Consider the following 13,760-nt stretch of genomic DNA (forward strand, 5'->3'; position numbering starts at 1 on the left):
CCGCATTCCCTGTAATCCTGCAGCAGTACAGCGGCCATATCAACCGGAAAACACCTGCATTAATACCTGTTATTCATCTCTTTATAATTAAAAGACGGACTTCATGGGTATTTCTATACGGCAGTATCCCCTCATTAATCTGCTAACCGGTTGAATAACTATTAGTTGCACGTTGATATACCTGCAATACGTATCTTTATCGCATAAAATATTTGCTGCATGACATCCTACAAACAGGTATTCGAAAACAACAGACGGTGGGTTGCTTCCAAATTAGCCACCGATGCAACGTTCTTTGAGAAAATGGCAGATTCCCAGAAACCGGACTACCTGTACATTGGTTGCAGTGACAGCCGCGTTCCTACCAATGACATCATGGGACTGGAAGCCGGAGAAGTATTTGTACACCGCAATATTGCCAATCTGGTGTGCAATACAGACCTGAACGTTATGGCCGTAATCAACTACGCCGTTGCACACCTGGAAGTGAAACACATCATCATTTGCGGGCACTACAACTGCGGTGGGGTGAAAGCTGCCATGCAGGCACAGGACCTGGGTATCCTCAACCCCTGGCTGCGCAACATCCGGGATGTATACCGCCTCCACATGGATGAACTCAATGCCATAACGGATGAGCATACACGTTATAACAGACTGGTAGAACTGAACGTACAGGAACAATGCATTAACGTCATCAAAACAGCCGCTGTACAGCGTTCCTACCTCGAACGGGGCTATCCTACCGTACATGGCTGGGTATACGATCTCAAAAACGGCCTGCTCAAAGACCTGGAAATTGACTTCGAAGGCCTGTTACACGAGATTCAAAAAATATATGACCTTACCGGCTCTGGTCTGATACAAAAAGACAGCATTTAATCATGGGACCCATAGGCGTATTTGACTCCGGTTACGGTGGCCTCACCGTACTGAAAGAAATAGTGGCAGACCTGCCACAATACGATTACATCTACCTGGGAGACAATGCCCGCGCACCGTACGGCAACCGGAGCTTTGATACCATACACGCCTATACGCTGTCGTGCGTACAACAGCTGTTTGATATGGGCTGTCCGCTGGTAATACTGGCCTGCAATACCGCTTCGGCTAAAGCACTACGTACGATCCAGCAAAAAGACCTGCCCCGCATTGCTCCGGACAACCGCGTGCTGGGCGTGATACGCCCCACCAGTGAAATGGTGGGCACCCTCACCCAAACCGGTGAAGTAGGCATTCTGGCTACCCATGGTACCGTATCTTCCGAATCGTACCCAATAGAAATCAGCAAGTTCTTTCCGCATGTAAAAACCTATCAGCTCAGCTGCCCGATGTGGGTACCGCTGATAGAAAATGATGAACATGAAACAGAAGGCGCTGACTACTTTGTAAAAAAATATATCGACAAAATTCTGTCAGAATCAGACAACATCGATACGCTGGTATTGGGATGTACCCACTATCCGCTGCTGATGAAAAAGATCCGTAAATTTTTGCCTGGCGGCATCACCGTATTATCGCAGGGAAAAATCGTGGCGCATAGCCTGAAAGACTACCTGAAGCGACATCCGGAGATGGAAACCCGGTTAAGTAAACATGCGGAACAACGTTTTTATACGACAGATGATCCGATTATTTTTGATCGCATGGCAGAAATATTTTTCGGCAAAGCCGTGAGTTCCGAAAAGATAAAAACAGATTAAAAAAAGAGGGCTGATCAATGATTGATCAGCCCTCTTTTTTATATTGTTGTTCGTTTATTTTTTAGCTTCTTTCTCCAGCTTCAACAGGAAAGCATATTCCAACGCTACTTCCTTCAAAGGAGCAAACCGGCCGGAAGCCCCGCCATGCCCCGCTTCCATATTGGTATGCAACAGCAGCAGGTTATGATCTGTTTTCAGTTCTCTTAATTTAGCTACCCACTTGGCAGGTTCCCAGTATTGCACCTGAGAATCGTGCAATCCTGTTGTGACCAGCATATTGGGATAAGCTTTCTTTGTGACATTATCATAAGGCGAATAAGACTTCATGTAATCGTAGGAGTCTTTATTTTTAGGATTGCCCCACTCATCAAATTCGCCGGTCGTTAGCGGAATGCTTTCATCCAGCATAGTAGTAATCACATCTACAAAAGGTACCTGTGCCACTATACCATGGAACAGTTCCGGCCGCATATTGATGATAGCACCCATTAACAGTCCGCCCGCACTACCGCCCATCGCATACAGGTGTTCGGAACCGGTGTAGTTGTTTTTCACCAGGTAATCTGCGCAGGCAATGAAATCGGTGAAGGTGTTTTTCTTTTTAAACATCTTACCATCTTCATACCATTGCCGTCCCATTTCCTGTCCGCCGCGCACATGTGCAATCGCAAAGGCGAAACCGCGATCCAGTAAACTCAGGAGCGTTGAATTAAAATACACATCCATGCTGTTGCCGTAAGAGCCATAGCCATACAGCAGCAACGGACTTTTTCCGTTTTTATCAAAACCTTTTTTGTATACGATGGATACCGGAATTTTCGCACCATCGGTAGCGGTTACATACAGTCTTTCAGATGCGTAGTCTTTCGGATCGTAGCCACCCAATACTTCCTGTTGTCTTTTCAGTTCACTCTTACCGGTTTCCATGTTATAATCATACACGGAGCCAGGTGTAATCATGGACGTGTAATGATAACGCAGTTCTTTGCTGTCCATTTCCGGATTTATGCCTACACTGGCCGTATAGGCGCCTTCCGCGAAAGGCAGGTATTTTTCCTGGTGTGTGGTGGAATTGATAATACGGATCTGTGTCAGACCGTTTTTACGCTCGCTCAGCACCAGGTAGTCTTTGAAGACGGTGAGGTCTTCCAATAATACATCCGGGCGGTTGGGAATGACTTCTTTCCAGTGTTCCCGCGCTGTTTTCGCCAGGGAAGTTTCCATCATCCGGAAGTTCAGGGCGTTCCAGTTGGTGACAACGAAAAACTTATCATCGCGGTGCTCTATGTGATAGAGCATATCCTTTTCACGCGGCTGAAAAATCTGGAAGGTACCTTCCGGGGTGCTGGCATCCAGAATACGTGTTTCAGAAGACAACGTACTCTCGCTCACGATAAGGAGATATTTACCGGATTTGGTTTTACCCACTCCCACATCAAAGGTTTCATCCTTTTCGTGGTATACTTCCTTATCTGCTGCTGCGCCTAATGTATGCCGCATGATCCGGTCGGCCCGGAGGGTAACGGTATCTTTACGGCTATAGAAGAGTGTTTTATTATCATTGCCCCAGGTGGCAGATCCCGTTGTTTCCGGAATAGCGTCTTTGAGTACTTCTCCTGTTTCCAGATTTTTGATATGAATGGTGTATCGTCTGCGGCTAACGGTATCTATACCATAAGCCAGCAACCGGGTGTCGGGACTGATACTCACCCCGCCTACCTGACAATAGCTATGACCGGCAGCCAGTTCATTTACGTTGAGGATTATTTCCTCGGTTGCTTCCAGACTACCTTTTTTACGGCAGTAAACAGGATATTCTTTCCCTTCTTCATAACGGGTATAATAATAAAAACCGTTTTTGAGATAAGGCACACTCATATCGGTTTCCTTGATACGCGATTTCATTTCATCGAAGAGCGTTTCCCGGAGTTTATGCTGGGGCGCCATCATCGTATCCAGATAGGCATTTTCGGCATTGAGCCAGGATACCACTTTAGGGTTTTCCCGCTCATTCATCCAGTAATAATAATCGATTCGTTTATCTCCGTGTATAGTGAGTTCTTTCGCAATTTTTTCTGCTACAGGAGGCACAATAGAAGCCTGTTCATTCATAGTACGGTTATTTTCATTACAAGACATCATTAACACAATTCCCAAAAGCAACATACCATTACCCTGGAAGTTCTTAAACATAGGTGTGTATTTTAAGGTACGGCTAAATTTACTAAAAAGTGCGCACAGATGAGGGAATTTAGTATTACAAACGGGAAATGAGGCGCTGCCTGAAAGCGGTGAGTCTTACTTTGTGGCAGCGCCAATTATATTATTTTTCGTTACGATTTTTTTATCACCATCTTCTCAGGATCCCACTGGATCAGCTTTTTGCCGAAATAACTTTCATTGGCTACCAACGCCGGACCAGCTGCCCGCAGTCCAAAAGTCGCGTCTTCAATCACTGGTTTACCGGTACGCATGGATTCGAAGAAATTAGCAAAGTGTTCGAGCCGGTCGTCGTAGCCTTTAGGGGCAGCAAAAGACTGGGAAGACTCCTCCCCTTTTCGCTGGCTGGCCCCGTATTGGGCGTTGTATTGCTGCACAAACTTATCCTGCTGTATCTGCGGAAAAGTATTGAATGTATCCCACCCGCCATAGCCAGGTGCTTCCGGTAGTTTATGTTTTTTTATGGAGAAGTCATTCCAGCCCAGTTGCAATACGCCTTCCGTGCCTATCAGCCGGGTATATTCCCCGCCGCCACTACCATCTGCAAAGTTTACCCGCAGCGTCATCTGAAAAGAAGGATGGGCTTTTGTTTCCGGGTAATCAAAAATAGCTACCACGGTGTCCGGCACATCTCTGCCGTCTTTCCACTGCACCAGGTTGCCGCTGGCATAGATGCTCACCGGCCCTGAAGATCCGGTAATGAAGTGCAGTCCGGATATCAGGTGCACAAAGAGGTCGCCGGGAATACCGGTACCATATGCCTGGTAATTGCGCCAGCGGAAAAAGCGTACCGGATCAAAAGGTACTTTGGCGGTATCTTTCAGGAAGGTATCAAAATCGATCGTCGCCGGAGAAGCATCCGGTGGTATAGAGTACTGCCAGGCGCCCAGGGCACTATGGCGGTCCATACGTGCTTCCACCACATTGAGCCGGCCTATTTCACCCGCCTGGTAACGTTTGCGTGCCTCCGCCAGGGCTATACTGCTCACCCGCTGGCTACCTACCTGAAAAACCGCTTTGGTGCGCTGTTGTGTGGCAATAATGCGGTGCCCTTCTGCAATCTGCTGTACCATTGGCTTTTCGCAATACACGGCTTTTCCACTCTCCATGGCTTCAATGGCAATGGTATCGTGCCAGTGATCGGGTGTTGCCACAATGATGGCATCAATATCCTTCCGTTTCAGGAGTTCCCGGTAATCGCGGGTGGTGTATACCTGCGGACCGAATACTTCCTTCACCCGGGTCAGGTGGCCATCGTAGAGGTCTGCGGCGCCTACAAATTCCACTCCCGGTACCTTAATGGCCGTTTGTACATCCCCGAAGCCCATAATTCCCATTCCTACGCAGGCAATACGGATTTTATCATTTGCTGCCACCCGCTGACCGGGTTGCAACAAGGTGGGCACTTCCCCCATGGCTGCCAGCCGGCCTATACCGAGCAGTGCAGCCGTACTGCCGATATGTTTAATGAATTTCCGACGTGATTGATCTGACATAGTTCACATTTTAAAATACCTTACATTATAATAAATAAATTATGAAATAACGACTGTGAATTACAAGCGGTAAAGGAGCCCGTTTTTTACATGATTTAATTGTCAAAAAGACACAATTGTAAAACTTAATAAAATCTTCACAATTCCTTCATAAATCCTTAACTGTATATATAGTGCTATAATGTTGGAAGAACGGTTATTTCGCCCCCAAATTGAGATCCAACATGAAGTTTTTTTTACCACTGCTCTTATTCATCACGGTTGTTATGAGTGCATTTGCACAAACAACTACCGTTGTAAAGGGAATTATCACTGACAAACAAACCGGCCAGCCGCTGGTAGGGGCGTCAGTGAAGCTGAAAGGCGCCGCTTTTACCGCTGTTGCTACCACCGGACTGGATGGCAGCTTTGTATTCAAACAGGTACCTGCCGGCGACTATGCCATTCACCTCAAAGACATGGGGCATGCGGAACTGACAGAAACAATTCAATGTAAAGCCGATGTTGCCAACAACTATAACTTCTCTCTGGAAGGGAAAGACAGATCACTGCAAACGCTGACAGTGAAAGGGAAAGGTGATAAAACCAGCGATCGTGCAGTCAGAAAAACCGTGCAGAATGCAGACATGGTACTCAACGCTGTATCAGCACAGGCCATCGAAGTATCGCCCGATATTACCATTGCCAACGTGATGCAACGGGTATCCGGCGTATCTCTGGAAAGAAGCAACAACGGCGACGGACAATATGCCATTATACGTGGTATGGATAAAAGATATCAATACACCCTGATCAACGGCGTGAAGATACCCAGCCCGGATAATAAAAACAGGTTTGTACCACTCGACATTTTTCCTGCCGACCTCATAGACCGGCTGGAAGTATATAAAGCACTTACGCCCAATATGGAAGGAGACGCCATCGGCGGCGCTACCAACATGGTGATGAAAGATGCGCCCAACCGGTTTGTACTGCAGGCCAACGCTGCTATCGGTCAGGCACAGACGCTTTTCAACCAGGACTTCACCCGCTTCGACCGCAGTGGCTCCACCTCCTCCTCTCCCCGCATCAGCAATGGGAAAGATTATACTGCCACCGGCCGCGACTTCACCAACAATCCCCTGCACCTGACTACGGGTAAAGCACCCCTGTCTTCCGTGTTTGGCATCAGTGCGGGCGGACGCAGCAAAAACGGTAAACTGGGCGCCATTGCGGGTATCAGCTACCAAAACAGCTACCGCTACAATGAAACATTATTCCTGGAAACAGAAATCGATAAAAGAACCAACAAGCCAATGTTTACCTCTGCCAAAAGCAGACAGTACTCCATCCGGCAACAACGTACAGGGCTACACGGAAAAGTAGACTACCGCTTCAATGATGACCAGCAGGTATCCCTGTATGCTGCTTATATGAACCTGGGACAGGACCAGTTCCGTTTCAGCTCAGACACCAGTCTGGAACTGGGCCGCGTAGGCCCGGGCACCGGCAGAATCGGCAACACCTACAGAAGTGAACGGATGGTACAGCAAATCACCAACTTCACCCTGCAGGGCGATCACAAACTGGCTTCCCGCCTGCGGGTAAACTGGTCGGCTGTATACTCCAAAGCTACCTCCAATACACCGGACCGTACTTCCCTGAACCTCAGCACCGGCGTTACACCACAGCCAGACAAACAGCTGAAACAAGAGCCATCTTTCCTGGATGCCCTCAATGGCGTTACCCATGAGTGGGCCCGCAATGAAGATGAAGATAAAACCGGTTACCTGAACTTCGTATATACACCAACGATATTGGGTATCCCCGCTACTTTCACCGCAGGAGGTATGTACCGCGACAAGCAACGTAACAGTGTATACGACCAGTATAAATTACGGCCGGATTCTGCTACACAGCATTTCAAGAACAACATCGATGAACATCCGCTCACAGTATTCAATGGCGCTGGTAGTGCAGACAATGCCCTGAACTATCATTTCACCGAAAAAACCGGCGCCTACTACGGACAGGTAAAATTCCAGATTGGCCGCCTGCAAACACTGGCGGGTGTGCGTGTAGAGCATACCAACTCCAGCTGGTTATCCAACGTATCTGAAAAGATAGCGGGTAAATCCGGTACTTTAAAATATACCGATGTACTGCCCAGCATTCATTTCAAATACATGCCGGACAGCAAAAGAAACATCCGCTTATCTTACTATGAAGCGATCAGCAGACCCGGATTCTACGAAGTCATTCCTTTCGATGGCGGCGACCCGGATGCAGACTATACCGAAAAAGGTAATCCTTATCTGAAACGTGCTACTTCCAACAACTTTGACCTGCGCTATGAATTCTTCCCGAAAGCACTGGATCAGGTGCTGGCAGGCGTCTTCTACAAACGTATCAAAGATCCGATTGAAACCGCTTTAATACAGGATAACCGTACCATCTATCTCATGAGCGGTAACTTCGGTACCGCCAATAACTACGGCTTTGAACTGGATGTTACGAAGTTTATCCGCCAGTTCGGTATCCGTGCCAACTACACCTTTACCAAATCTACTATCAGCAGCGACAAAGTACAGGCTTACCGCGAAGACGATGGTAACGTTACCCAGAAAACAGTGAGCCAGCACAGACCGCTGCAGGGACAATCTCAGCATATCGCCAACGTATCCCTGCTCTACAAGGATACCAAAAGTGCCCTGGATGCCCAGCTGGCCATGGTATACACCGGTGAACGCATCGATAAGGTATCTCCTTTCCTCGACAGCGACATCTGGCAAAAAGGATTTGTGCAACTGGATTTTTCTGCACAGAAAAGAATCTGGAAAAACCTGTACGCCTATACGAAAATCGGCAACCTGCTGAATACACCGTATGAGTTATTCATCAAGAGTAAAAACGGCGACGATGTAGCCGGCGTACCTCACCAGGAGCCGGGTAAAAATATCTTCATCCGTAAAAATTCCTATGGTCAGACTTACCTGCTGGGTCTTCGTTTCAAGCTTTAAAACACTGATAACATGAAATTCAACATACATATACTCACTGCCTGCTGCACCGGTTTATTATTTGCTTCCTGTCATAAGGATGCTACTATTTCTATTTCACAGCCGGTGATTACGCCCAGCAAACCGATTACCACCGATACTTTATCCGGCAGTATACAAGGTACCATGCTGGCGGGGCGCACGTATTATTTTGAGAAAGATATCACCATCAACCAGGGCGATACCGTTACCATGGAAAGCGGCGTGAAACTGATCGCACTCGGCGACGGCAGTCAGCAGAAAAGTCCGCAGATTACCGTCAACGGATCATTCATCAGCCTGGGTACCAAATCGGCGCCCAACTATATTACCGTAGCCGAGCCGCAGCGCTCCACAGATAACGCCTTTAAAGGCATCTGGGGTGGTATACAATGTACACCGGTAAAAGATGATGCTGCCGGTGGCGACCTGATTCTGAAATGGACGCATATTGAATATGCCGGCGGCCCTTCGGCGGTGAAGAACGGCGTATATGGCGCCGGCGATCCCCGCTACCTGATCTACTTTGCCAATATGGATAAAAACTTTATCCTGGAAGATTGCTGGATTACCGGCAGTAAAGATGATGCCATCCGCGTAGATGGCGGTAAGATCAGCATCCTGCGCAATACCTTTGAGTTATGCGGCGAGAAAGGCGGAGAAGCTTTCAACATCAAATCCGGTACCGTAGGCGACGTGGCCTATAACGTTGTTACCGGCGCTGCCACCAATGGTTTTAAAGTAGCCAACACCGGCAGCAAAACCATCCAGACGAATGTAAATGTTTACAACAATACCATGATCAACTGCGGTTTCCGCCAGACCAAGGAAAACCGGGGTGGTGGTGTTAACTATGAAGCCCTCGCCAAAGGCAAGGTATTCAACAACCTGTTCATCAACTGCCGTATCAGCCTGCGGATTGTATCTACAGCTGATCTGGAGAACATTACCTATGGTCATAACCTGTACTACGGTAACGCCCCTACGTTGTTGAACCAGTTCAATGCTACCGACGGGCAAACTGCCTTCCAGGCGACAGATATCCATGGTGGTATCAAACAAAATAATCCGCTGTTCTATGGATATGATGTAGACCAGTTTGATTACACCACATTGGGAGGTACGGTTAAAGCACCGGCGGTGACCTGGAAACAGCAACCATTGCCCCTGCTGATACAGGGCACGTCCAATTTCCGGATCAAGTCTGCCTCTCCTGCTACCGGTAAAGGATTTACCAACTTTGCCCCGCTGAATACGACTACCGCTACCGGCGATCTGGCAGCGAGCGTGATGAAGCCAGGCGCTGATCTGGGTGCTTACCAGACAGACGGCAGCGGTAATCAGCATTAATCTTATCTTACGATCATCTGTATAAAAATATTTCACCCAATGGGCTATAAACCATTCCTGCCTACCGTAGTTACTGCCGTACTGCTGACTGCCTGCGGCCAATCACAAAAAAAGATTCCGGCGGCAGCGCCGGATGCGGTAAAACCCGTGTTCATCACACCGGCTACTACCTACGATAGCGATGATCCGGCTATCTGGATCAACAAAAAAGACAGCTCACAAAGCCTCATCATCGGTACTGACAAAAATACCGATGGCGCTTTATATGTATACAACCTGGAAGGTAAGCTGGTAAAGAAAATCAGCGGATTGAAAAGACCCAACAATGTGGACATCGCCTATGGCCTGCTCCTGAATGGCGTGCCTACGGATATTGCGGTGGCGACTGAACGGGAGACCAACCAGCTGCGTATTTACCGCCTGCCGGATATGGCCCCTATCGACAATGGTGGCATTCCGGTATTTGAAGGAGAAGCGGAACGCGGCCCGATGGGTATCAGCCTGTATACCCGCGCTGCCGACAGCGCCATTTTTGCGATTGTAAGCCGTAAATCAGGGCCGGCAACCGGTTACCTGTGGCAGTACCGGTTATCCGACAATGGCCAGGGACAGGTAACGGGTAGCGTTATACGTAAATTTGGTGCCTACAGCGGTAAAAAAGAAATTGAAAGTGTTGCCGTAGATAATGAGCTGGGGTATGTGTATTATTCTGATGAACAAACGGGTATACGCAAGTACTATGCTGATCCGGCGAAAGGAGATGCAGAAATTGCCTTGTTTGGTCAGGGAGATTTTAAGGTAGACAATGAAGGTATCAGTATTTACAAAAGCGGCGACAGTACCGGCTATATCCTCGTTTCCGACCAGGATACGAATAGCTTCAACGTATATCCGAGAACCGGCAACCAATCCACCTTACTGGCGAAAATTCCGGTATCTGCGATTAACAGCGATGGTTCTGATGTAGTATCCGTAAACCTGGGAGCGAGATATCCACAGGGACTGTTCGTTGCCATGAGTACCGACCGTACCTTTCATTTCTATGACTGGCGCGATATCGCTGCCCGGATAAAATAAAAGCCACCGCTACCTGCCTGGCAGGTAGCCTCATAAAAAAACGGCTGTATCATCAGATGATACAGCCGTTTTTTATTTTATTACTTAACTATTTTTCAGAAGAAACGCCGGCACCAATAAACTCGCGGTTGAGGCGGGCGATATTGGTCAGGGAGATTTCTTTCGGACATTCTGCTTCGCAGGCGCCGGTGTTGGTACAGCTACCAAAACCTTCCTTATCCATCTGTGCTACCATGTTGAGTACACGGGTCTGTTTTTCAGGTTGTCCCTGTGGCAGTAATGCCAGCTGGGAAACTTTAGCAGACACGAACAACATCGCAGAAGAGTTTTTACAAGCTGCTACGCAGGCACCGCAACCGATACAGGAAGCTGCTGCGAAAGACAGGTCAGCGTCTTGTTTGTTTACCGGCAAACAGTTGGCATCCTGTGCGTTACCTGTGTTTACGGAAATGTAACCACCCGCTTCAATGATGCGGTCAAAAGCAGATCTATCTACTGTCAGGTCTTTGATTACCGGGAAAGCACCTGCTCTCCATGGTTCTACCGTGATCGTATCTCCGTCTTTGAAAGCACGCATATGCAGCTGGCAGGTAGTAGTACCATCCCATGGACCGTGTGCACGGCCGTTGATATGCATAGAGCACATACCACATATACCTTCACGGCAGTCGTGGTCAAATGCAACTGGTTCTTTTCCTTCGTTGATCAGTTCTTCATTCACCACATCAAACATCTCCAGGAAAGACATTTCTGAGGAGATATTTTTAGCCTGTAATATTTCAAATTTACCCTGATCGTTTTTATTTTTCTGCCTCCACACTTTTAATGTGAGGTTCATGTTATAATGTTCCATATACCTTGGACAATTATTTGATTTATAATCCTGGTTAACCGTTCAACAATCAACCAATAACCATTATTTGTAGCTACGTTGTGTAGGTTTACATTCTTCGAACACCAGTGGTTCTTTGTGCAGTTCGTACTGGCCATCGCCTTTGTACTCCCATGCTGCCACATAGCTGAAGTTTTCATCATCACGTTGTGCTTCACCATCTTCTGTCTGGGATTCTTCCCGGAAGTGGCCACCGCAGGATTCGCGACGATTCAGTGCATCCATACACATTAATTCACCCAGTTCCAGGAAGTCGGCCACACGTACCGCTTTTTCCAGCTCAGGGTTAAATTCTTTCGCATCACCCGGTACACGTACATTTTTCCAGAACTCCGCACGCAGTGCTTTGATTTCTTCGATGGCTTCTTTCAGACCTTTCTCATTACGTGCCATACCGCATTTGTCCCACATGATTTTACCCAGTTTCTTATGGTAGAAATCAACGGATTTGGAACCTTTGATAGACAACAGTTTGCTGAGGGTATCCTGTACTCTTTTCTCTGCATCCACGAAGGCAGCATGATCAGTAGGGATTGCCTTGGTACGGATTTCATCCGCCAGGTAGTTACCGATCGTGTAAGGAATGACGAAGTAACCATCTGCGAGGCCCTGCATCAGTGCAGATGCACCCAAACGGTTAGCACCGTGGTCGGAGAAGTTGGCTTCACCCAGTGAATATAAACCTGGTACAGTGGTATTCAGTTCGTAGTCTACCCACAGACCGCCCATGGTATAGTGTACCGCAGGGTAGATACGCATTGGCAGTTCGTATGGATTTTCGCCGGTGATTTTGGCGTACATGTCGAACAGGTTACCATATTTTTCAGCGACTACTTCTTTACCCAATTTGATGATGGCTTCTTTGGAAGCATCTGCGATCTGGCGTTTACCGGCTTCAATTTTACCGTAACGTTCAATAGCAGCGGCAAAGTCGAGGTATACCGCCTGTTTGGAGGTACCCACACCGTAACCGGCATCACATCTTTCTTTGGCAGCACGGGAAGCCACGTCACGTGGTACCAGGTTACCAAAGGCAGGATATCTTCTTTCCAGGTAATAATCCCTTTCGTCTTCAGGAATATCGCTGGCTTTACGGCTATCGTTTTGTTTTTTTGGTACCCAGATACGGCCGTCATTACGTAATGACTCGGACATCAGGGTCAGTTTAGACTGGTGATCGCCGGAAACCGGGATACAAGTCGGGTGGATCTGGGTGAAGCAAGGGTTCGCGAAGTAAGCACCGTTTTTGGTAGCTTTCCAGGCGGCTGTTGCATTGGAACCCATGGCGTTGGTAGACAGGAAGAATACGTTACCGTAGCCACCACTGCAAATCAATACAGCATGGCCGAAGTGACGTTCCAGTTCACCTGTTACCAGGTCGCGTGCAATAATACCCCGTGCTTTACCATCGATTTTCACGATTTCCAGCATTTCGTGGCGGCTGTACATTTTTACGTTACCCAGGGCTACCTGACGCTCGAGCGCAGAGTAGGCACCTAACAGCAGCTGCTGACCGGTCTGGCCTGCCGCATAAAAAGTACGTTGTACCTGTGTACCACCGAAAGAGCGGTTACTTAACAGGCCACCATATTCACGGGCAAAGGGAACACCCTGTGCCACGCATTGATCTATAATATTGCCACTTACCTCTGCCAGGCGATGCACATTGGCTTCGCGGGCGCGGTAGTCACCACCTTTAACGGTATCGTAGAACAGACGGAACACGGAGTCACCATCGTTCTGATAATTTTTAGCCGCATTGATACCACCCTGGGCAGCAATACTGTGCGCACGGCGTGGGCTATCCTGAAAGCAGAAGGCTTTAACTTTATATCCTAACTCACCTAAAGATGCCGCTGCAGAAGCGCCAGCCAAACCAGTACCAATAATAATCACTTCCAGATTCCGCTTATTGGCAGGGTTCACCAGCTTACAGTGGCCTTTATAGTCTTCCCACTTTGAATTTAATGCTCCGGCAGGAATTTTTGCGTTCAACATATATCCT

The 13,760-nt window shown here is 47.9% G+C and carries 9 protein-coding genes; 5 read left to right on the forward strand and 4 right to left on the reverse strand.

Features of this window, described 5'->3' with window-relative positions; genetic code table 11:
- Positions 1 to 219: 219 nt before the first annotated feature.
- The gene (locus tag OL444_RS28560) at positions 220 to 882 is read left to right on the forward strand and encodes a carbonic anhydrase (protein ID WP_264727668.1); all 663 of its coding nucleotides are present in this window, start codon (positions 220 to 222) and stop codon (positions 880 to 882) included.
- Between the two features lie 2 nt (positions 883 to 884).
- A complete protein-coding gene (murI, locus tag OL444_RS28565; RefSeq protein ID WP_264727667.1) occupies positions 885 to 1,703 on the forward strand; it encodes a glutamate racemase in 819 nt (272 codons plus the stop codon).
- Positions 1,704 to 1,757: 54 nt separating this feature from the next.
- On the opposite strand, the gene OL444_RS28570 is transcribed toward murI, so the two are convergent.
- Complete coding sequence (locus OL444_RS28570) at positions 1,758 to 3,896, reverse strand: S9 family peptidase (RefSeq protein ID WP_264727666.1); 2,139 nt, start codon at positions 3,894 to 3,896, stop codon at positions 1,758 to 1,760.
- A 140-nt stretch (positions 3,897 to 4,036) separates the two neighbouring features.
- Positions 4,037 to 5,419: a Gfo/Idh/MocA family protein gene (locus OL444_RS28575; RefSeq protein ID WP_264727665.1), complete on the reverse strand. Its 1,383-nt coding sequence runs from the start codon at positions 5,417 to 5,419 to the stop codon at positions 4,037 to 4,039.
- 224 nt (positions 5,420 to 5,643) lie between these two features.
- Here OL444_RS28575 and OL444_RS28580 point away from each other — a divergent pair, with 224 nt between their 5' ends.
- From OL444_RS28580 to OL444_RS28590, 3 genes are read left to right on the forward strand one after another with little or no spacing between them, the layout of a single operon-like run.
- Positions 5,644 to 8,418: a TonB-dependent receptor domain-containing protein gene (locus OL444_RS28580; protein ID WP_264727664.1), complete on the forward strand. Its 2,775-nt coding sequence runs from the start codon at positions 5,644 to 5,646 to the stop codon at positions 8,416 to 8,418.
- Positions 8,419 to 8,430: 12 nt separating this feature from the next.
- Positions 8,431 to 9,786 carry a hypothetical protein gene (locus tag OL444_RS28585; RefSeq protein WP_264727663.1) on the forward strand — a complete coding sequence of 452 codons (1,356 nt, stop codon included), beginning with the start codon at positions 8,431 to 8,433 and terminating at the stop codon, positions 9,784 to 9,786.
- Between the two features lie 39 nt (positions 9,787 to 9,825).
- The gene (locus tag OL444_RS28590; RefSeq protein WP_264727662.1) at positions 9,826 to 10,863 is read left to right on the forward strand and encodes a phytase; all 1,038 of its coding nucleotides are present in this window, start codon (positions 9,826 to 9,828) and stop codon (positions 10,861 to 10,863) included.
- Between the two features lie 88 nt (positions 10,864 to 10,951).
- Here OL444_RS28590 and OL444_RS28595 read toward each other — a convergent pair whose 3' ends face one another.
- Both OL444_RS28595 and OL444_RS28600 read right to left on the reverse strand, forming a co-directional pair.
- The gene (locus OL444_RS28595) at positions 10,952 to 11,716 is read right to left on the reverse strand and encodes a succinate dehydrogenase/fumarate reductase iron-sulfur subunit (RefSeq protein WP_264727661.1); all 765 of its coding nucleotides are present in this window, start codon (positions 11,714 to 11,716) and stop codon (positions 10,952 to 10,954) included.
- 63 nt (positions 11,717 to 11,779) lie between these two features.
- Positions 11,780 to 13,753 (reverse strand): fumarate reductase/succinate dehydrogenase flavoprotein subunit, encoded by a 1,974-nt coding sequence (locus tag OL444_RS28600; RefSeq protein ID WP_264727659.1) that lies wholly within the window; start codon positions 13,751 to 13,753, stop codon positions 11,780 to 11,782.
- Positions 13,754 to 13,760: the final 7 nt, after the last annotated feature.

It is taken from the genome of Chitinophaga nivalis (assembly GCF_025989125.1).
In the GTDB taxonomy this organism is placed as follows: Bacteria; Bacteroidota; Bacteroidia; order Chitinophagales; family Chitinophagaceae; genus Chitinophaga; species Chitinophaga nivalis.